Genomic DNA, 19,072 nt, shown 5'->3' on the forward strand with positions numbered 1-19,072 from the left:
GATCCGGCCGGGACTGTCAGCCGCCTGGCCCGAGCGCGCCCCGCCGCCCCGCGCCGGGCCGTGGCCGCCTCTCACGGCAGGGCAGGCGGCTGCCAGCACGCCGGGCGTGGCCTCCCCCGATCCGGCCGGGACTGTCAGCCGCCTGGCCCGAGCGCGCCCCGCCGCCCCGCGCCGGGCCGTGGCCGCCTCTCACGGCAGGGCAGGCGGCTGCCAGCGCGCCTGGTGTGGCCTCCCCCGATCCGGCCGGGACTGTCAGCGCGCCTGGTGTGGCCTCCCCCGATCCGGCCGGGACTGTCAGCGCGCCCGGCGTGGCCTCCCCCCGATCCAGCCGGGACCGCCAGCACGCCTGGCGTGGCCTCCCATGAACCCGCCGGGACCGCCAGCACGCCTGGCGCGGCCTCCCTCGAACCGCCGGAACTCTCGGCGCGCCCGGCGTGGCCTCCCACAGCCCCGCCCGGACTCTCAGCCCGCCCAGCCCGAGCGCGCCCCGCCGTCCCCCCGCCTACGGGATCCCCAACTCGAACATCACGTAGTGCGCGTACCACCCCGACGCCAGTGCCGCCGTCGAGAAGAAGACCAGCAGGCTGGGCCACTTCAGCCGGCTCATCGCCGCCGCCGGGGCGAGCAGCAGCGGGAAGCAGGGCAGCAGGTAGCGCGGGGTGTTGCCGAACATCTGCTGGGTGCCCAGCACGGTGACGATGCTCGCCAGCGTGTACGCGACCAGCACCAGCGGCGGCTTCCTGCGCAGCATCAGCGCGATCAGGAAGGGCAGCGCCAGCACCAGCTGGACGGCGAGCAGGTCGGGGACGGAGAAGGCGAACAGGTAGTCGTGGTGGCCGACGGCCGTGTTGCCCAGCACGTCCAGGGTGTAGGCGCCGAAGTCGAAGTAGTGCGCCCACCCCTCACGCTGGAGGGTGAAGTACGCCGTCAGGTCGCCCATGCTGAGCCCGACCCAGGCGACGTAGGTGAGCAGGCCGAGCGGCGCGGCCACCATGGCGTACACCGGTCCCGCCACCCCGTGCTCGCGTCTGCTCTCCCGCCGGGCCAGCGTCACCAGCGCGGCGAGCCCGACCGCGCCGATGAGCGCGGCGGAGGTCGGCCGGTTCAGACCGGCGACGAAGGCGAGCAGGCCGGCCGCCACCCAGCGGCGCTTCATCACGCAGTAGCAGCACCAGGCCGCTATCGCCACGAACAGGGACTCGGAGTACACGGCCCACTCGACGCCCGCGCCCGGCGCCACGGCCCACAGCCCGGCGGCGATGGTGCCCGCCCGGGCGCCCGCCAGCAGCGAGATCACGGCGTAGATCCCGGCGGCCGCGACGAAGGAGGCGAGCACCGAGATCAGGATGCCGGCTCCGAACAGGCCGAGCCCGGTCGCCTCCGACACCGCCCGGATCAGGCCGGGGTACAGCGGGAAGAAGGCGACGGAGTTCTGCTTGACCGTGAACAGGCCCCCGGAGTCGAGCCGCTCCAGCGGGCGCGGGTCGTAGCCCTTCTCGGCGACCTGCAGGTACCACCAGCCGTCCCAGGTGGCGAGGACGTCCCACCAGTGGGCGCCGCCGCCGAAGCGCGGGTTCTTCTTCTGGTAGTCCCCGGCGGCCTCCAGCAGGAACGCGAAGACGGTGAGGCCGACGAGCTTGGTGACGCCGTACAGGGCCAGTGGGGCAAGGTACGGTCGTACACCGGCCGGCAGGGTCAGGCGGCGGACACCTCGTGGCCGCGCCTCCTGCCCGCCGGGCACGGCGGAATCCGTCGCCGCGTCGCTGGAAGCCGTGCTCATGCCTGGGTCCCCCTCGGCCCCGATCACCGGAACCCGGGGAGGAGCAACTGTCCGGATGATCGTGAAGTGTCTGTCATAAGATCACAACAGAGTCGCATATGCGCACCAGCGGTTGGGGGTGGGGCGGGTGACTGAGGCCATGGATACAACAAATCCTCCGACCGTTCTCTCGGTCGTCATACCGATGTACAACGAGGAAGAGGTCCTTCCGGCGCTCGTCAGCCGGCTGCGTCCGGTCCTCGCCGACCTCGGGGTCGGCTACGAGGTGGTCGCCGTCGACGACGGCAGCACCGACCGCACCGCCGAGCTGCTCGCGGCCTTCCGGCTCGGCTGGCCGCAGCTGCGCGTGATCGGCCTGCGCCGCAACTCCGGCCACCAGGCCGCCCTCACCGCCGGCCTGGACCGGGCGGTCGGCGCGTACGTGGTGAGTCTCGACGCCGACCTCCAGGACCCGCCCGAGAAGATCCCCGAGATGCTCGCGCTGGCCCGCGACGAGGGCCTCGACATCGTGTACGGCATCCGGGCCGACCGGGCCAGCGACACCGGGTTCAAGCGGTGGACGGCGGGCCTGTACTACCGCCTGGTCCGCCGCCTGGCCGGACCCTCGGTCCCCGCCCAGGCCGGCGACTTCCGGCTGCTCAGCCGGGCCGCCGTCGACGCGCTCAAGTCCCTGCCGGACCAGCAGCGCGTCTACCGCCTGCTCGTGCCCTGGCTCGGCTTCCCCAGCGGGCGGGTCGCCTACGAACGCGCCCCGCGCCCGGCCGGCCAGAGCAAGTACCCGCTCGGGCGGATGATCCGCCTCGCGGTCGACAGCGTCACCGGCTTCTCCGCGGCCCCGCTGCGCATCGCCACCTGGCTCGGCGCCTTCGCCTTCCTGGTCTGCCTGGGGCTGATGGTCTACACGCTGTGCGCGCACGCCTTCGACCACACGGTGCCCGGCTGGACCTCGCTCTTCACCGGCGTCCTGTTCATCGGCGCGGTCCAGCTGATCTGCGTGGGGCTGCTCGGCGAGTACGTCGGCCGCATTTACACGGCCGTACAGAACCGGCCGACGTACTTCGTGGGGCACGACACGGCGATGTCGCCGTCCTCGGACGCCCCGGCGGCGCATGAAAGCACGCTGCGTGGGTAACCAGCCCTGCACAACACACGCACGCCAGGGGAAAACAGGCACTTCCCACGGGGGTGCGCGTTCCGGTTGCGGACCCGTCGGGTCCGTGGTAAGTGTGCGCCCTCACGGAAACGCAGGTCGGGCGGCCCGTGGACCCCGGCGGATCGGTGGCGTTGCTTTTGTTTTGACCGAAGTCAGCGCGCTGGGTACGCTCAGACCTTGTGCCTGGGGTGTGCCCTGGCCCTCGTGCGTGCCTTCGACCGCACCGGGGCCGAGAGCGGCCACCGTAATCTGCGCCTCTTTCTGCCTGGCGGCGGGAGTCCGCGGGATTCGACACACCCGACCGCGTGGGTCGGCGAAGTTCCAGGTTAGCTGTACCCATCGGCACACAGAAACCGGAGAAGTAGTGCCTACGATCCAGCAGCTGGTCCGCAAGGGCCGGCAGGACAAGGTCGAGAAGAACAAGACGCCCGCACTCGAGGGTTCCCCTCAGCGTCGCGGCGTCTGCACGCGTGTGTTCACGACCACCCCGAAGAAGCCGAACTCGGCCCTGCGTAAGGTCGCGCGTGTGCGTCTGACCAGCGGGATCGAGGTCACGGCCTACATTCCGGGTGAGGGACACAACCTGCAGGAGCACTCCATCGTGCTCGTGCGCGGCGGCCGTGTGAAGGACCTGCCGGGTGTTCGCTACAAGATCATCCGCGGCTCCCTCGACACCCAGGGTGTCAAGAACCGCAAGCAGGCCCGCAGCCGTTACGGCGCCAAGAAGGAGAAGTAAGAATGCCTCGTAAGGGCCCCGCCCCGAAGCGTCCGGTCATCATCGACCCGGTCTACGGCTCTCCTCTGGTGACCTCCCTGATCAACAAGGTGCTGCTGAACGGCAAGCGCTCCACCGCCGAGCGCATCGTCTACGGTGCCATGGAGGGTCTGCGCGACAAGACCGGCAACGACCCGGTCATCACGCTGAAGCGCGCTCTCGAGAACATCAAGCCGACCATCGAGGTCAAGTCCCGCCGTGTCGGTGGCGCCACCTACCAGGTCCCGGTCGAGGTCAAGCCCGGCCGTGCCAACACCCTGGCGCTGCGCTGGCTGGTCGGTTACTCCCGCGCCCGTCGCGAGAAGACCATGACCGAGCGTCTGCTCAACGAGCTGCTCGACGCCTCCAACGGCCTCGGTGCGGCCGTGAAGAAGCGCGAGGACACGCACAAGATGGCCGAGTCCAACAAGGCCTTCGCGCACTACCGCTGGTAGTCGCAGTCCACATCGAGACCGAGAGAAGACTGAAGCCTTATGGCTACCACTTCGCTTGACCTGGCCAAGGTGCGCAACATCGGCATCATGGCCCACATCGACGCGGGCAAGACGACCACCACCGAGCGGATCCTGTTCTACACCGGCGTTTCGTACAAGATCGGTGAGGTCCACGACGGCGCTGCCACCATGGACTGGATGGAGCAGGAGCAGGAGCGTGGCATCACGATCACCTCTGCTGCCACCACCTGCCACTGGCCGCTGGAGAACGTCGACCACACCATCAACATCATCGACACCCCGGGTCACGTCGACTTCACCGTCGAGGTGGAGCGCTCCCTGCGCGTGCTCGACGGTGCCGTGACGGTGTTCGACGGCGTCGCCGGCGTCGAGCCCCAGTCCGAGACGGTGTGGCGTCAGGCGGACCGCTACGGCGTTCCGCGCATCTGCTTCGTCAACAAGCTCGACCGCACCGGTGCCGAGTTCCACCGCTGCGTCGACATGATCGTCGACCGTCTGGGTGCCCAGCCGCTCGTCATGCAGCTCCCGATCGGTGCCGAGGCCGACTTCAAGGGCGTCGTGGACCTGGTCCGCATGAAGGCCCTGGTCTGGTCCGCCGAGGCGACCAAGGGCGAGATGTACGACGTCGTCGACATCCCGGACACCCACGTCGAGGCGGCCGAGGAGTGGCGCGGCAAGCTGCTCGAGGCCGTCGCCGAGAACGACGAGGAGCTGATGGAGCTCTACCTCGAGGGCCAGGAGCCTTCCGAGGAGCAGCTCTACGCCGCGATCCGTCGCATCACCATCGCGTCCGGCAAGGGCGGCGGCACCACCGTCACCCCCGTGTTCTGCGGTACCGCGTTCAAGAACAAGGGCGTCCAGCCCCTGCTCGACGCGGTCGTGCGCTACCTGCCGTCCCCGGTCGACATCGAGGCCATCGAGGGCCACGACGTCAAGGACCCCGAGGTCGTCGTGAAGCGCAAGCCCTCCGACGAGGAGCCGCTGTCGGCGCTGGCGTTCAAGATCATGAGCGACCCGCACCTCGGCAAGCTCACCTTCGTGCGCGTCTACTCCGGCCGCCTCGAGTCCGGCTCCGCCGTGCTCAACTCGGTCAAGGGCCGCAAGGAGCGCATCGGCAAGATCTACCGCATGCACGCCAACAAGCGTGAGGAGATCGACTCGGTGGGCGCCGGCGACATCGTCGCCGTCATGGGCCTGAAGCAGACCACCACCGGTGAGACGCTGTCCGACGAGAAGCAGCCGGTGATCCTGGAGTCCATGGACTTCCCGGCCCCGGTCATCCAGGTCGCCATCGAGCCCAAGTCGAAGGGCGACCAGGAGAAGCTCGGCGTCGCGATCCAGCGCCTGGCCGAGGAGGACCCGTCCTTCCAGGTCCACTCGGACGAGGAGACCGGCCAGACCATCATCGGCGGTATGGGCGAGCTGCACCTCGAGGTGCTGGTCGACCGCATGCGCCGTGAGTTCAAGGTCGAGGCCAACGTCGGCAAGCCGCAGGTCGCGTACCGCGAGACGATCCGCAAGGCCGTCGAGAAGGTCGAGTACACCCACAAGAAGCAGACGGGTGGTACCGGCCAGTTCGCTCGCGTCATCATCGCGATCGAGCCCATCGAGGGCGGCGACACGTCGTACGAGTTCGTCAACCAGGTGACCGGTGGCCGTGTGCCGAAGGAGTACATCCCCTCGGTGGACGCCGGTGCGCAGGAGGCCATGCAGTTCGGCATCCTCGCCGGTTACGAGATGACCGGTGTGCGCGTCACGCTGCTCGACGGTGCCTACCACGAGGTCGACTCCTCCGAGCTCGCGTTCAAGATCGCCGGTTCGCAGGCCTTCAAGGAGGCCGCGCGCAAGGCCAGCCCCGTGCTGCTCGAGCCGATGATGGCCGTCGAGGTCACCACGCCCGAGGACTACATGGGCGAGGTCATCGGCGACATCAACTCCCGCCGTGGCCAGATCCAGGCCATGGAGGAGCGGGCCGGTGCCCGCGTCGTGAAGGGCCTCGTGCCCCTGTCGGAGATGTTCGGCTACGTCGGCGACCTCCGCAGCAAGACGTCGGGTCGCGCAAGCTACTCGATGCAGTTCGACTCCTACGCCGAGGTTCCGCGGAACGTCGCCGAGGAGATCATCGCGAAGGCCAAGGGCGAGTAACGCACCGCGTTCTCACGCCGTAGGCTTGACTCCGGAGCCTCCCGGGCCATTCCTCCGCATTCGTGGCGGAATGGCCCGAGGCCCGGGACCTAACAGCAAAGATCACCTGGCGCCGATGAAGTAAGGCGTACAGAACCACTCCACAGGAGGACCCCAGTGGCGAAGGCGAAGTTCGAGCGGACTAAGCCGCACGTCAACATCGGCACCATCGGTCACATCGACCACGGTAAGACGACCCTCACGGCCGCCATTACCAAGGTGCTGCACGACGCGTACCCGGACCTGAACGAGGCCACCCCGTTCGACAACATCGACAAGGCGCCCGAGGAGCGCCAGCGCGGTATCACCATCTCCATCGCGCACGTCGAGTACCAGACCGAGGCGCGTCACTACGCCCACGTCGACTGCCCGGGTCACGCGGACTACATCAAGAACATGATCACCGGTGCCGCGCAGATGGACGGCGCGATCCTGGTGGTCGCCGCCACCGACGGCCCGATGCCGCAGACCAAGGAGCACGTGCTCCTGGCCCGCCAGGTCGGCGTTCCGTACATCGTCGTCGCCCTGAACAAGGCCGACATGGTGGACGACGAGGAGATCATGGAGCTCGTCGAGCTCGAGGTCCGTGAGCTCCTCTCCGAGTACGAGTTCCCGGGCGACGACCTGCCGGTCGTCCGCGTCTCGGCGCTGAAGGCGCTCGAGGGCGACGCCCAGTGGACCCAGTCGGTCCTGGACCTCATGAACGCCGTCGACACCTCCATCCCGGAGCCCGAGCGTGACGTCGACAAGCCGTTCCTGATGCCGATCGAGGACGTCTTCACCATCACCGGTCGCGGTACGGTCGTCACCGGCCGTATCGAGCGTGGTGTCCTCAAGGTCAACGAGACCGTCGACATCATCGGCATCAAGACCGAGAAGACCACCACCACGGTCACCGGTATCGAGATGTTCCGCAAGCTGCTCGACGAGGGCCAGGCCGGTGAGAACGTCGGTCTGCTGCTCCGCGGCATCAAGCGCGAGGACGTCGAGCGCGGCCAGGTCATCATCAAGCCGGGCTCGGTCACCCCGCACACCGAGTTCGAGGCGCAGGCCTACATCCTGTCCAAGGACGAGGGTGGCCGCCACACGCCGTTCTTCAACAACTACCGTCCGCAGTTCTACTTCCGTACGACGGACGTGACCGGTGTCGTGCACCTCCCCGAGGGCACCGAGATGGTCATGCCGGGTGACAACACCGAGATGAAGGTGGAGCTCATCCAGCCCGTCGCCATGGAAGAGGGCCTGAAGTTCGCCATCCGCGAGGGTGGTCGCACCGTGGGCGCCGGCCAGGTCACCAAGATCGTCAAGTAAGTACCGCTTGCTCGACGCTCGGCCTGACCCGGGTCAGTTGACCTGAAGAGGCTCGAAGGGGCCCGTGCGACTTCGGTCGTACGGGCCCCTTTCGCGTGCGCGGGCGCCGGAGTCGGACCGCCGCAGGGGTGAGCGGTGGGGACGGTGCACGGCTCGTGCGGCACCCGTGTCACAGCCCGGGGCTTCCTGACGCACTGTCGGAAACGCTTGCTAGTCTGCCCGCCGTACGCCGAATGAGCGCACGGGGGAAGGCAGCCGATGACACAGCCGACAGGAGACCAGCACATAGCCGCCACCGGGGCCGAGGGGCCCCTCGGCATGCGGCTGAACCAGATTCCGTCCGACCCGGGAGGCACCCCCGCCGGGGCCGGCCGGAAGGACCTGGCCTCGTCGCCCGCCCAGAAGCGGGCCGCGGCCAAGGCCATCGAGGACCACATCGAGCCCGACACGAAGAAGGCCGGGGACTGGGCGGACACCGAGACGGACACGGCCGTCAAGGCGTTCCGGCCGAAGGACGGCGACGGGTGGCTCACGTCCGGGGCCCTGAAGAAGGCCCACAAGACGTGGGGTGAACAGGTGACGAACCTGATGAACCGGCTCGCCTCGGAGAAGGCGGCGCTGCGCAGCACCACCAACGTGCTGCAGGGCACGGACCTCGGCGTCGGGTCCGGCATCCGCCAGTCGTCGCATCTCGACGCGTACTGAGTCGCGCACCGAGTCACATACCGAGTCCGCGTACGACGTCGCGCACCGGGTGCGCGCGTCGAGTCCGACCGAGTCCGAACACGACGGGGGCCCCGTGCCGACGTACCACGAGATCATGACGACCGACCTGTCCGCGCTCACCACGGCCGCCGACCGCTGGGACGGCATGGCCGCGGAGTTCAGCAAGCAGGAGAAGGCCTACAAGCGGGATGTGCACGGCATCACGATGGGCGACTCCTGGGTGGGGCTGAGCGCGTACGCGGCCAACAGGCGCTTCGACACCACGCTCAAGGAGTTCCAGAACGCCCAGGCCGAGGCCAAGGCGATCGCCTCGCTGCTGCGGGACGCGCACACGCAGTTCGTCGACCTGCGCGGCAGGCTCAGGTCGGCCCGGCAGGACGCCGTCGACGCCGGCATGAAGGTGTCGGACCAGGGCGTGGTCGCCTTCGACACCGAGAAGCTGACCCAGGGAGAACGCACCGCCTACGTCCACGACCCCGACTACCAGGAGAGCGTCCGCAAGGCCGTCGCCTCCTGGCAGCAGCGCATCGACCAGCTGGTGAAGGACGTCGGGGAGGCCGACAAGGGCGTCGAGATCGCCCTCGCGGCCGTGGTGATCGACTCCGATCCGAGCGACGGCACCCTCAACGGCTTCAACGGCAAGGCGTACGGCGACATCGAGCGGTACGAGGCCGAGGCGGCGGCGGCCAAGGAGGGCCTGAAGATCTCCGGGTGGGTCTCCGAGGGCAAGTTCACGGTGACCGGACCGGACGTCGGCTACACCGTCACCGGGCCCAAGTACGGCAAGGAGGCCTCCTTCAAGGCGTACGCCGACCTCTTCCACGCGACCGCGGAAGGCACGCTGACCAACGGGCAGTGGAAGCTGTCCGGGATCGCCGACGTCTACGGGGGAGCCAGGGCCACCGCGAACTTCGGTTTCAACGAGAAGGGCGTCGTCGGCAAGGCCGAAGCGTCCGTGGGCGTACGGGCACTCGCCGAAGGCAGGGCCGAATACGGGCCGTACGCCGGTGTCTACGGGCGGGTCGAGGGGTTCGCCGGTGCCGAGGCCGCGGTCCAGGGAAAGGTGGCCAGGGATGAGCTCACCGTCTCCGCGAAGGCGTTCGCGGGGGAGAAGCACAGCATCGCCGGGGGTTTCGAGGTCGCCGGTATCGGCATCGGCGCGTCGGCCGAGGGTGGGACCGGTGTCGGTGCGGAGGCCTGGTGGGGCCTGAAGAAGGAGGACGGCAAGTGGGCGCTCGGCGGCGACGCGTTCGTCTCCGCCGCGATCGGCGCGGGAGCGGGAGTCGAGATCACCTTCGATCCGGACAAGTTCGGCGCGGCCGTCGACGGCGCGGCTGACGCGGTGGGCGGGGCCGTCGACGTCGTCGGGGACGCGGCCGGCTCCGTCAGGGACACCGTCGGCAACTGGTTCTGATCTACTTCATCTGTAAGGAGGACCGCATGCCCACGACACTGCCGGTGCCGATCGAGTTCCGGCTGCCCGAGAAGTGGCTCCCGGCCCGCCCCGAGGGGCTGGACAGCCAGGGAGTGGCCTTCGCCGCTGTGCACGCCCCGACCGACGCGGGGTTCGCCGCCAACATCACCGTCGACGGTGAGTTCCCGCCGGAGGACGTGACGCTGGCCGAGCTCGCCGACCGGTCCGTGGAGCGACTGCGTGAACGCGCCGGGTCGGTGGTGGTGGCCGACCGTCGAGAGGTCGGCTCGGCGGAAGCGCCCGCCCTGACACAGCGGCTGACCTTCTCGGCCGTCGTCGGGGAAACGCGCCACGACCTCGTCCAGTCCCAGGTGTACCTGTCCGTCGTGGACGTCCGGGACGCCCGCAAACGTGCGGTGATCCGGCTGGCCCTGACCGCCACGGCAGCCCAGCACGACGCCGTGCTGGAGGACTTCCAGGACTTCGTCCGTTCGGTTCGGCCGGACACCTCTGTGCGGCCGGACACCGGGGCGGGGGCATAGCGATGGGCGGTCTTCAGCAGAAGTGGGCCCGCTTCAAGGACCGGCTGACCGGCACCCGCTACCCCGCGAGTGACGTCGCGCCGCTGTCCGCCACGGAGGTCAGGGCGGCGCTGCTCGCGATCAACGGCCCGGACACGCCGTTCCGGGTGCGCAACGCCCTCCCCGCCGAGAAGGCGGACCTGGTGGCGGAATGGCAGGTGCTGGAGCCCGCGTGGGGCTCCGGCCTGTCCCGCCGGCAGGTCGAGCTGACCTTCAGGACCCGGATGCGCCTGGACCCGGCGAAGCACGAGGTGCGGGTCTGCGACGAACTGCGGGAGGTGACGCGGGCCGGGAACCCGCCCGGGCGCGTCGTGTCCCGCCGGCGCGGCCGCGGGCCCCGCATCCACAAGGTCTCCTGGAGGGGGCACTACGAGCGGGGCCCGGACGGCCACAAGCACAAGGTCGAGACGTTCCGCTTCGACTCCTGGGACATGCGGAACCCGCTGCAGAAGATCGTCCTCGGCTCGGGGTGGACCTGGCGCGGGGTGCTGTCCAAGGTGTGACGGGCCGACCCCCGGGTGCGGGCCGGCCCTTGCGCTCACGGTTCCCAAGGACCGAGGGCCCGCACCACCTCGCCTCAGCGGTAACGGATCACGTGAAGCCGGTGCACGCCCGTCGGGTCCGGCGACGCGGGGGAACCGGTCGCACCGTCGATCAGCATCACACCGCCCGCGATCCTGCGGGCGTTCACCAGCCACCCCACGGCTTCCCGCGACCGGCCGTCCGTACGGCGCACCCAGACGATCGCCCGCGCTTCGTCGGGCAGGGCCGCCAGGGCTTCGAGCGCGCCCGGCCAGTCCTCGTGGTCGGAAGCGGAGAGGACCGGGCCCAGCTCCGAGAGCGTCGGCTCGAACCAGGCGGCGCGGCCGGGCTGGGGCGGAGCGGGGAAGTCCGCCGATCCGGGGTCCTCGCCCGCGTCCCAACGGGCCAGCCAGGCCCAGGGATCCGAGTTGGGCAGGCCGAACGGCGCGCCTTCGTCCTTGGGGACGACGAGGGTGGCGTCGAGGAGGGCGTCCTGCCAGTGGCCGTCGCGCAGGAAACGGACGGTGTTGCAGGAGAAGACCCAGCCGCGCCCGGTCTCGTCCTGAGGGGTCGGCGCGTCCAGGACGACCTGGCCCTGGTAGGTGTCGTCGAGCCAGAGCCGGGCCTTGTCGACCGCCGAGGCGAAGTCCGCCGCCGGCCGCTCCCACGGCAGCCGCGCGGGTGCGTGCGCCGCCGGCAGGGCGCGGAGCAGGACCAGCTCGCGCACCAGGGACGTGTCGAGCCGGGCGAGCGACGACGTCAGCCCGTCCAGCAGGACGACCTGGCCCTTGTTGTTGTGCGCGTACAGCAGGTTGCCGGTCGCCTCGTGGCCGCCGATCTCCCGCCGTACCCACACCACGCCCCGGGTGTCCGGGCCCGGCTCGGTGACGGCCTTGACCACGTCGTCCCAGCTGTCGACGGGGGTCCGCGTGAACTGGGGGAAATAGCGGCGCTTCAGCCGCGCCACCCAGCCCGGCGCCTCGTCGGACGGGCGCCAGGGCAGCGGTACCGAGGGGGCACCGCTGATCGCGCTGTGCAGGGCCACCGTGCACCCCCGCGAGTTGATCCGGCGGGGCTGACCCTCCACCCGCGCCGCCGCTTCCTGCGGCGAGGCGGCGGGGGCCAGGTCCGCGAGCGGGTCGCTCGGCGCGGGGTGGAACGGGGAGCCGCCGTCCTTGGGCACCACCAACGAGGCCGCCAGCATGGGCGTCTGCGGGTAGCCGGGCTGGGGCACCGCCTGGCAGGCCATCAGCCAGGCGCCGGGGGTCTCGTGCACGGGGTGCGGGGCCGCGGGGGCGACGAGGCCGCCGTAGGTGGCGTTCAGCCAGGCGGCGGCGCGGTCGTGGGGGACGGGCACCTCGCTATCCCTTCCTGGGGGGCCAGTTGCCCGTGGCGCGCATTTCCATGTACTGCTCCGTGGGAGGGAACGTCGGAGCGAAGTGTGCCGCCGTTCCGTCATGGGGGACGACCACGACCGAGCTGAAGGGGGCCTTGGTGAAGTCCCCCGTTTCGATGTGCTCCTTGAAGTCGAAGCGCACGGTCCACCCGTAAGGGAATTCGATGGCGGTGTCCGGAAGCATGACGATGGAATCCGCCCGGTCCGGGTAGCCCGCAGTCTTCAGGAAATGGGCTCCTGCCGAGACGGCCTCTTCTTTGGTCAGCATTTATTTGACTCCGTCGCGATAAGGGATGTGCCCGATGGAGGAGACATTTTTCTCCAGCATTCCGAGCGTCCCGCTCTGGCCGTCGAGGAACACGACACCGTGCGGGGTGTTCACGGCGTTGAAGACGTGTGCCGTTCCGTTCGGGCGGCTGATGTACACGGCACTGCGGGAGCCTTCGCCTCGGGCCTGGAGATCCTTGATGATGTCATCGTAGCTGTTGACCATGTCGTAGTGGCCCTTGGCCCTGTTCGTCAGGCCGAGCTGCTCCGGTGGAATGTGGTCGCCCGCCTGCTTGGGTGCGGCACTGACCTCCTGACCGTCCATCCTGCGGTCCACCGCCACGACGTTGTGACTGCAGTTGTCCGTGTAACCCGGCATGCCGGTGTTGTTGACATCCTTCAGCCAGGGATATTCGCTGTCCAGAAACTCCTGGGCCGCCTTCGGGTCCACGGAGTCGGCGTGAATCGCTTTTTCCGAAACATGGTCCGTGGATTTTGCGAGCCCGCTCCAGTCCTTCGGTGCGGACCCCGCGAGTTCGTCCCCGTACTTCAGGCCGTTCGTCGCACCGCTCTCCAGCCCCTCCTTGAGGCCGGTGCGCAGTGCCGTGCGCCCCAGGCCGGCCCCCTTCGTGCCGATCAGCTCGGGGAGGAGCCGGCCGACGAACTCGGAGGGGTCCTTCTTGAAGCCGTCGACGACGGACTGGACGACGCGCTCCGGGTGCGCGGCGGTGGACACGAGGCCGGCGAGCGTCATGTTGACGTTCTGTACGTACGCCGCCGGGTGCGTGAGGTTGTACGGGTCCAGGGGGTTCAGGCCGCGGACGAAGTTGAGCAGGCCCGCCGTTCCCTTGAGGACGCCGCCGACGACATGGGTGAGCTCGGTGTAGTAGGCCTGCGCGCCGTCGATCAGGTTGTTGCCGAGCCGGTCGAGGGGCGGGGGTTCGGCGGGGGCGTGGGCGAGGGCGGCCTTGATCTTGCCCTGCGTCTCGGAGGCGACGGAGTTGCGCTGCTTGCGGGCCTGCGCGAGCTTCTCCCGGGCCGCCCTCATGTCGGCGATGCCGGGGTCGTGGAACGGCGGGGGCTGCGGGCCGGGGTCCTCGTTCGCCTTGATCTTGGCGTTGTAGGCGTCGACCTTCTTGTTGTACGCCTCCACTGCCTCCACGGAGGCCTTCTTGCCCTGCTTGTAGAGGGTGATCGCCTCCTGGGCCTGGCTCTGCGCCCACTTGACGGTCTCGGCGTAGGCGTCCAGGGCCCCCGCGGCCAGCTCACAGGCGTCCGCCGCGTGCAGCCACTTCGTGGGGTGCACGCCGAACTTCTCCCGGAAGGCGTTGCCGCTCTCGCCCTTCCAGTTGGCGGAGTCGACCTTCTTCATCCCCGTGCCGACCTTGTCGAAGGCGGCCTGGAAGTCCTTGAGGTGCTTGGCGCTCTCCCGGATCCTGGCGGGGTTGCCGTGGATGAGCTCGTTGGCCTCCTCGGTCTGGCCGAGCTGCTGCTCGCCGGGCATGGCGCCGAGGTCGGCGGCGACTTCGTCACCGAAGTCCTCCACCGCGTCGGCCGCGTCGTGCAGGCCGACGTAGTCGAGCCCGTCGCCGACCTTGTCGGTGGCGTAGTCGACGCCCTCGCCGAGCTTCTTCTTGCCCTCGTCGATGAGGTTCTCGCCGAACTCCAGGCCGCTGTTGAGGCCGCCCTTGATGTCGTCGACGATGCCCATCACCGCTCACCCCCCGCCTGCTGCTGTGCGGCGGCCTCCGCGCGCGCCTCGGGCGAGGGCCCGAAGGTGTCGTCGAGCATCTGGTTGTACTGGGCGTCGGACACACCGAACTGCTCGTGCAGGTTCTGCGGGTTGAGTCCCATCGGGCCGAGCGTGTTCGAGGTCATCACGTCGCGGCCGGCGTCCTTCCAGCCCTGCCGGATGTTCTCGCCCGCCCGGTCCCAGGACTCCTGGCTGTAGTCGACGTTGCCGCCCCAGACGCCGGACTCGGCGATGTCCCCCCAGCCCATCTGGGTGACCTCGTCCTCCGTGGCGTACGGATTGCCGATGACGGAATTCGTGACGACCTTGAACGAGCCCTCGACGTACTGCTCGGTCTCGTAGAGGGTGCCGGCGGCCAGGCCCGTCTTGATCGCGAACCCGTTGCCCTCGTTGATGAGCGCGCGCACCCCCCACTCCCAGCGCTCGCAGAACGACCCGAACGTCTCCGTCAGTCCCTCGTGCCCCAGGTCCAGTCCGTTGAGGGCGATGTCGCCGAAGCCGCGCCCGGCCCCGGCCATGCCGACCATGCCGAGTTCCTTCAGTTCGCCGAGGGCGTCGGTCAGCCCCTTGGCGACGAGATCCATGCCCTCGGTCTTCAGGTCCGGAGCTCCGCCGCCCATCAACAGCGGCAGGATGTCGCTGGCCACCGGCACGCCTCCGCCGGTCACGGCCTCCCCGTCGACGCTCATATGCCCTCCCCCTCTTCACGGTCCACAGCCGCCTCGTCCGGCACGACACCCCTCACCGGCGGAAACACCACGCCGTCCGGGCCGTCCGCGCAGTCCAGCGCCACCCCGCACGGCACTCCCGCCGCGGGCACCGCCACATCGAGCAGGCGCGCGCCGAGAATCGTCTGGTAGACCCACTCGCGGTGGTACTCGCCCCGCGCCTGCGCGTAGCGGGCCAGCGCCTGACCGTCGGAGAAGGCGAGGATGAACCGGACGCCGTTCCAGTCGGCGGTGAGCAGGCCCCGCTCGCCGTCCGGGCCGGGCCCCTCGCCCAGCGGCACCAGCACCGGTGTGCGCCGGAACTCCTCCAGCACCTCGATGAACCGCTGCCGACGGGCCTCCGCCTCGGGGTCGTCGGGCGCCGGTTCCGGTGCGGGCGCGGGCTCCGGTTCCGGGGGCGCCACCCGCTCGTCGGCCGGCTCCCGCGGCGGGACCGTCATCTCCGCGTAGTCCTCGAGGCGTGACCTCGGAACCCTGCTCTCCGGCGGCTCGCTGGACCCGCCCCCGTGCTCAGACATGGCGACGATTATGGCGGCCCCGGGCGCCGGGCGACCGCGCAGCCCCGGCACGCACCCGGGACGCACACGGTCCATGCACGACCTTCAGAGAAACGACGCATCCGCGGCGCCGTCGGCCCGGACCCTGGGCGCGGCCCCGCGCCCGGCCGCCGGTGTTTGACCTACGTCACGCCCGGGGTATTCTCTCCGGCTCGATTGGCGAAGGCCCCGCCCCATATGGCAGACTGTCCGAGTTGCTCGGTCGAGTGTTGATGCTGCGCGCCTCCCGCCGGGAGGACCGGAAGCGAGTCCCACAGTACTCGTCGCCCTAACTGCCTGCGGGCAGCACTGGGGCGGACGTACGGGAATCTTCCGGGAAGCGTGGGCGCGGCACCGGCCAGGCACCCGGTGGGCCTTCCGTCCCCGGCTTGCGGTACCGGCAGGGCCGTGTGCATTCCCCGCAGGGATGTTCGAACAAGGGACATCTGTGTCAGCGGGAGCGCGACACGCCCGACCGCGTGGGTCGGGGGAACGGGACAGGGGACCGCCGGGTTCCAGAGCGTGAGAAGAGACAGGACTACTGAGTAGCCATGGCGGGACAGAAGATCCGCATCCGGCTCAAGGCCTACGACCACGAGGTCATCGACTCCTCGGCGAAGAAGATCGTCGAGACGGTGACCCGCACTGGTGCGTCGGTCGCGGGCCCGGTGCCGCTGCCCACTGAGAAGAACGTGTACTGCGTCATCAAGTCGCCGCACAAGTACAAGGACTCGCGCGAGCACTTCGAGATGCGCACGCACAAGCGCCTGATCGACATCCTCGACCCGACCCCCAAGACCGTTGACTCTCTGATGCGACTCGACCTCCCGGCCGGTGTCGACATCGAGATCAAGCTCTGAGGCGCGGTGATCTGAGAGATGGCTAAGCAGATCAAGGGCATCCTGGGCGAGAAGCTCGGCATGACGCAGGTGTGGGACGAGAACAACCGTGTTGTTCCGGTCACCGTCGTCAAGGCCGGCCCCAACGTCGTCACCCAGGTCCGTACGAACGACGCCGACGGCTACGAGTCGGTCCAGATCGCCTTCGGCGAGATCGACCCGCGCAAGGTGAACAAGCCCCTCAAGGGCCACTTCGCCAAGGCCGACGTCACCCCCCGTCGCCACCTCGTCGAGATCCGCACGTCGGATGCCTCCGAGTACACGCTGGGCCAGGAGATCACCGCTGAGGTGTTCGAGGCCGGCGTGAAGGTCGACGTGACCGGCAAGAGCAAGGGCAAGGGCTTCGCCGGTGTCATGAAGCGCCACAACTTCGGTGGCCTCGGCGCCGGTCACGGCACCCAGCGCAAGCACCGCTCGCCCGGTTCCATCGGTGGCTGCGCCACCCCGGGCCGCGTGTTCAAGGGCCTCCGCATGGCGGGTCGCATGGGCAACGAGCGGGTCACCACCCAGAACCTGACCGTCCACGCCGTTGACGCGGAGAAGGGTCTGCTGCTCATCAAGGGCGCGGTTCCCGGTCCGAACGGCGGCCTCGTCCTGGTCCGCACCGCGGCCAAGGGGGCCTGAGGTAACCGATGAGCACTGTTGACATCCTTTCGCCTGCCGGCGAGAAGACCGGTAGCGTCGAACTCCCCGCGGAGATCTTCGGCGTGGAGAAGGTCAGCATCCCGCTGATCCACCAGGTCGTCGTCGCGCAGAACGCCGCGGCCCGCCAGGGCACGCACAAGACCAAGACCCGCGGTGAAGTCCGTGGTGGCGGCAAGAAGCCGTACCGCCAGAAGGGCACCGGCCGCGCCCGCCAGGGTTCGACCCGCGCGCCGCAGTTCGCCGGTGGTGGCGTCGTGCACGGTCCCGTGCCGCGCGACTACTCGCAGCGGACCCCGAAGAAGATGAAGGCTGCCGCCCTGCGTCACGCCCTCACCGACCGGGCCCGCCACAACCGCATCCACGTCGTCACCGGCGTGATCGAGGGCGACACCCCGTCCACGAAGGCCGCCCGGACGCTGTTCGGCAAGATCTCGGAGCGCAAGAACCTGCTCCTGGTCGTCGAGCGCGCCGACGAGGCCGCGTGGCTGTCCGCCCGCAACCTGCCCCAGGTCCACATCCTGGAGCCGGGCCAGCTGAACACGTACGACGTGATCGTCTCGGACGACGTGGTCTTCACCCAGGCCGCTCTCGAGTCCTTCGTCGCCGGCCCGAAGGCCAACGACACCGAAGGGAGTGACGCCTGATGGCTACGCGTCACCCGAGCATCGCCTCCAAGGCTGCGAAGGCCGCCAAGGCCGCGCGCGTCGCCAAGGCGCGCCGCCACGCCGCCGAGGGCAAGAACACCGTCGTCACCGCGCCCAGCAAGGCGTACACGGACCCCCGTGACGTCCTGCTGAAGCCGGTCGTGTCGGAGAAGAGCTACGCGCTCCTCGACGAGAACAAGTACACGTTCATCGTCGACCCGAACGCCAACAAGACCCAGATCAAGCAGGCCGTCCAGGCGGTCTTCTCGGTCAAGGTCACCGGGGTCAACACGATCAACCGCCAGGGCAAGCGCAAGCGGACCCGCACGGGCTTCGGCCAGCGTGCCGCCACCAAGCGCGCGATCGTGACCCTCGCCGAGGGCGACCGTATCGACATCTTCGGCGGTCCGACCGCCTGACGGCGGTCCGGATCGTCCGATATCGGACGAGGACTGAGAAATGGGTATCCGCAAGTACAAGCCGACGACTCCGGGCCGTCGTGGCTCCAGCGTCGCCGACTTCGTCGAGGTCACGCGGTCCACGCCGGAGAAGTCGTTGGTCCGCCCCCTGCACAGCAAGGGTGGCCGTAACAACTCCGGTCGTGTGACCGTCCGCCACCAGGGCGGTGGCCACAAGCGCGCCTACCGCGTGATCGACTTCCGTCGTCACGACAAGGACGGCGTGCCGGCGAAGGTCGCGCACATCGAGTACGACCCCAACCGCACCGCGCGCATCGCGCTGCTGCACTACGCCGACGGCGAGAAGCGCTACATCATCGCGCCGCGCGGCCTGTCGCAGGGCGACCGCGTCGAGAACGGTCCCGGGGCCGACATCAAGCCGGGCAACAACCTGGCCCTCCGCAACATCCCGGTCGGTACCACGATCCACGCGATCGAGCTCCGTCCCGGTGGCGGTGCCAAGTTCGCCCGTTCCGCCGGTGCCTCCGTGCAGCTGCTCGCGAAGGAGGGCTCGATGGCCCACCTCCGCATGCCCTCCGGTGAGATCCGCCTGGTCGACGTGCGCTGCCGCGCCACCGTCGGCGAGGTCGGCAACGCCGAGCAGAGCAACATCAACTGGGGCAAGGCCGGCCGCAAGCGCTGGCTGGGCGTCCGCCCGACCGTTCGTGGTGTGGCGATGAACCCGGTTGACCACCCCCACGGTGGTGGTGAGGGCAAGACCTCGGGTGGTCGTCACCCGGTCAGCCCCTGGGGTCAGAAGGAAGGTCGTACTCGTTCTCCCAAGAAGGCGAGCAACAAGTACATCGTCCGCCGCCGCAAGACGAACAAGAAGCGCTAAGGACGGG

At 69.3% G+C, this 19,072-nt stretch carries 20 protein-coding genes; 14 read left to right on the plus strand and 6 right to left on the minus strand.

Going from position 1 to position 19,072, the window contains the following annotated elements; translation table 11 throughout:
• Positions 1–502: 502 nt before the first annotated feature.
• Positions 503–1,780: a hypothetical protein gene (locus ACIHAR_RS15490; RefSeq protein WP_400019732.1), complete on the minus strand. Its 1,278-nt coding sequence runs from the start codon at positions 1,778–1,780 to the stop codon at positions 503–505.
• Between the two features lie 139 nt (positions 1,781–1,919).
• Here ACIHAR_RS15490 and ACIHAR_RS15495 point away from each other — a divergent pair, with 139 nt between their 5' ends.
• From ACIHAR_RS15495 to ACIHAR_RS15535, 9 genes are all read left to right on the plus strand, one after another.
• Positions 1,920–2,912, plus strand: coding sequence for a glycosyltransferase family 2 protein (locus tag ACIHAR_RS15495; protein ID WP_365467748.1), 993 nt, complete (start codon positions 1,920–1,922; stop codon positions 2,910–2,912).
• A 385-nt stretch (positions 2,913–3,297) separates the two neighbouring features.
• Entirely contained in the window at positions 3,298–3,669 is a 372-nt protein-coding gene (gene rpsL, locus ACIHAR_RS15500) for a 30S ribosomal protein S12 (protein ID WP_003948652.1), read from the plus strand.
• A 2-nt stretch (positions 3,670–3,671) separates the two neighbouring features.
• Complete coding sequence (gene rpsG / locus ACIHAR_RS15505) at positions 3,672–4,142, plus strand: 30S ribosomal protein S7 (RefSeq protein ID WP_168371942.1); 471 nt, start codon at positions 3,672–3,674, stop codon at positions 4,140–4,142.
• A 39-nt stretch (positions 4,143–4,181) separates the two neighbouring features.
• Entirely contained in the window at positions 4,182–6,308 is a 2,127-nt protein-coding gene (gene fusA / locus ACIHAR_RS15510; RefSeq protein ID WP_365467751.1) for an elongation factor G, read from the plus strand.
• 156 nt (positions 6,309–6,464) lie between these two features.
• Positions 6,465–7,658 carry an elongation factor Tu gene (gene tuf / locus ACIHAR_RS15515; protein ID WP_365467754.1) on the plus strand — a complete coding sequence of 398 codons (1,194 nt, stop codon included), beginning with the start codon at positions 6,465–6,467 and terminating at the stop codon, positions 7,656–7,658.
• A 258-nt stretch (positions 7,659–7,916) separates the two neighbouring features.
• Entirely contained in the window at positions 7,917–8,363 is a 447-nt protein-coding gene (locus ACIHAR_RS15520) for a hypothetical protein (RefSeq protein ID WP_400019736.1), read from the plus strand.
• 115 nt (positions 8,364–8,478) lie between these two features.
• On the plus strand, positions 8,479–9,798 hold the full coding sequence (locus ACIHAR_RS15525; RefSeq protein ID WP_400019739.1) for a hypothetical protein: 1,320 nt from the start codon (positions 8,479–8,481) through the stop codon (positions 9,796–9,798).
• Between the two features lie 26 nt (positions 9,799–9,824).
• On the plus strand, positions 9,825–10,340 hold the full coding sequence (locus tag ACIHAR_RS15530; RefSeq protein ID WP_365467763.1) for a hypothetical protein: 516 nt from the start codon (positions 9,825–9,827) through the stop codon (positions 10,338–10,340).
• 2 nt (positions 10,341–10,342) lie between these two features.
• Entirely contained in the window at positions 10,343–10,882 is a 540-nt protein-coding gene (locus ACIHAR_RS15535; protein WP_365467766.1) for a hypothetical protein, read from the plus strand.
• Between the two features lie 74 nt (positions 10,883–10,956).
• Here the strand turns inward: ACIHAR_RS15535 and ACIHAR_RS15540 are convergent, their stop codons facing one another.
• The 5 genes from ACIHAR_RS15540 to ACIHAR_RS15560 are packed head-to-tail and all read right to left on the minus strand — an operon-like array spanning position 10,957 to position 15,563.
• Positions 10,957–12,258 carry a YrhB domain-containing protein gene (locus ACIHAR_RS15540; RefSeq protein ID WP_365467769.1) on the minus strand — a complete coding sequence of 434 codons (1,302 nt, stop codon included), beginning with the start codon at positions 12,256–12,258 and terminating at the stop codon, positions 10,957–10,959.
• A gap of 4 nt (positions 12,259–12,262) precedes the next feature.
• Positions 12,263–12,565, minus strand: a complete 303-nt coding sequence (locus ACIHAR_RS15545; RefSeq protein WP_365467772.1) for a YrhB domain-containing protein — start codon at positions 12,563–12,565, stop codon at positions 12,263–12,265.
• A complete protein-coding gene (locus ACIHAR_RS15550; RefSeq protein ID WP_365467775.1) occupies positions 12,566–14,275 on the minus strand; it encodes a putative T7SS-secreted protein in 1,710 nt (569 codons plus the stop codon).
• The gene (locus ACIHAR_RS15555; protein WP_365467778.1) at positions 14,275–15,006 is read right to left on the minus strand and encodes a hypothetical protein; all 732 of its coding nucleotides are present in this window, start codon (positions 15,004–15,006) and stop codon (positions 14,275–14,277) included. Before ACIHAR_RS15555 ends, ACIHAR_RS15550 begins: the two co-directional genes overlap by 1 nt.
• Complete coding sequence (locus tag ACIHAR_RS15560; protein WP_365467781.1) at positions 15,003–15,563, minus strand: hypothetical protein; 561 nt, start codon at positions 15,561–15,563, stop codon at positions 15,003–15,005. Before ACIHAR_RS15560 ends, ACIHAR_RS15555 begins: the two co-directional genes overlap by 4 nt.
• Positions 15,564–16,132: 569 nt before the next feature.
• Between ACIHAR_RS15560 and rpsJ the strand changes: the two genes are divergently transcribed.
• From rpsJ to rplB, 5 genes are read left to right on the plus strand one after another with little or no spacing between them, the layout of a single operon-like run.
• Entirely contained in the window at positions 16,133–16,441 is a 309-nt protein-coding gene (gene rpsJ / locus ACIHAR_RS15565; RefSeq protein ID WP_003948644.1) for a 30S ribosomal protein S10, read from the plus strand.
• A gap of 18 nt (positions 16,442–16,459) precedes the next feature.
• Complete coding sequence (rplC, locus tag ACIHAR_RS15570; protein ID WP_365467784.1) at positions 16,460–17,104, plus strand: 50S ribosomal protein L3; 645 nt, start codon at positions 16,460–16,462, stop codon at positions 17,102–17,104.
• Between the two features lie 8 nt (positions 17,105–17,112).
• Positions 17,113–17,769: a 50S ribosomal protein L4 gene (gene rplD, locus ACIHAR_RS15575; RefSeq protein ID WP_365467787.1), complete on the plus strand. Its 657-nt coding sequence runs from the start codon at positions 17,113–17,115 to the stop codon at positions 17,767–17,769.
• The gene (gene rplW / locus ACIHAR_RS15580; RefSeq protein WP_264924822.1) at positions 17,769–18,188 is read left to right on the plus strand and encodes a 50S ribosomal protein L23; all 420 of its coding nucleotides are present in this window, start codon (positions 17,769–17,771) and stop codon (positions 18,186–18,188) included. The genes rplD and rplW overlap by 1 nt, the downstream gene beginning before the upstream one ends.
• 40 nt (positions 18,189–18,228) lie before the next feature.
• Positions 18,229–19,065, plus strand: a complete 837-nt coding sequence (gene rplB, locus ACIHAR_RS15585; RefSeq protein ID WP_365467790.1) for a 50S ribosomal protein L2 — start codon at positions 18,229–18,231, stop codon at positions 19,063–19,065.
• The last annotated feature ends 7 nt before the right edge of the window (positions 19,066–19,072 follow it).

The sequence above is a fragment of the Streptomyces sp. NPDC052016 genome (assembly GCF_044548445.1).
In the GTDB taxonomy this organism is placed as follows: Bacteria; Actinomycetota; Actinomycetes; order Streptomycetales; family Streptomycetaceae; genus Streptomyces.

Bases quoted from the DNA above. Each gene is read 5' to 3' on its own strand.
- ACIHAR_RS15545 (WP_365467772.1), bottom strand. From the start codon at position 12,565: ATGCTGACCAAAGAAGAGGCCGTCTCGGCAGGAGCCCATTTCCTGAAG.
- ACIHAR_RS15525 (WP_400019739.1), top strand. From the start codon at position 8,479: ATGACGACCGACCTGTCCGCGCTCACCACGGCCGCCGACCGCTGGGAC.
- rpsJ (WP_003948644.1), top strand. From the start codon at position 16,133: ATGGCGGGACAGAAGATCCGCATCCGGCTCAAGGCCTACGACCACGAG.
- ACIHAR_RS15490 (WP_400019732.1), bottom strand. From the start codon at position 1,780: ATGAGCACGGCTTCCAGCGACGCGGCGACGGATTCCGCCGTGCCCGGC.
- ACIHAR_RS15555 (WP_365467778.1), bottom strand. From the start codon at position 15,006: ATGAGCGTCGACGGGGAGGCCGTGACCGGCGGAGGCGTGCCGGTGGCC.
- fusA (WP_365467751.1), top strand. From the start codon at position 4,182: ATGGCTACCACTTCGCTTGACCTGGCCAAGGTGCGCAACATCGGCATC.
- ACIHAR_RS15520 (WP_400019736.1), top strand. From the start codon at position 7,917: ATGACACAGCCGACAGGAGACCAGCACATAGCCGCCACCGGGGCCGAG.
- rplD (WP_365467787.1), top strand. From the start codon at position 17,113: ATGAGCACTGTTGACATCCTTTCGCCTGCCGGCGAGAAGACCGGTAGC.
- ACIHAR_RS15530 (WP_365467763.1), top strand. From the start codon at position 9,825: ATGCCCACGACACTGCCGGTGCCGATCGAGTTCCGGCTGCCCGAGAAG.
- ACIHAR_RS15560 (WP_365467781.1), bottom strand. From the start codon at position 15,563: ATGTCTGAGCACGGGGGCGGGTCCAGCGAGCCGCCGGAGAGCAGGGTT.
- ACIHAR_RS15550 (WP_365467775.1), bottom strand. From the start codon at position 14,275: ATGGGCATCGTCGACGACATCAAGGGCGGCCTCAACAGCGGCCTGGAG.
- ACIHAR_RS15495 (WP_365467748.1), top strand. From the start codon at position 1,920: ATGGATACAACAAATCCTCCGACCGTTCTCTCGGTCGTCATACCGATG.
- ACIHAR_RS15535 (WP_365467766.1), top strand. From the start codon at position 10,343: ATGGGCGGTCTTCAGCAGAAGTGGGCCCGCTTCAAGGACCGGCTGACC.
- rplC (WP_365467784.1), top strand. From the start codon at position 16,460: ATGGCTAAGCAGATCAAGGGCATCCTGGGCGAGAAGCTCGGCATGACG.
- rplB (WP_365467790.1), top strand. From the start codon at position 18,229: ATGGGTATCCGCAAGTACAAGCCGACGACTCCGGGCCGTCGTGGCTCC.
- rplW (WP_264924822.1), top strand. From the start codon at position 17,769: ATGGCTACGCGTCACCCGAGCATCGCCTCCAAGGCTGCGAAGGCCGCC.
- rpsG (WP_168371942.1), top strand. From the start codon at position 3,672: ATGCCTCGTAAGGGCCCCGCCCCGAAGCGTCCGGTCATCATCGACCCG.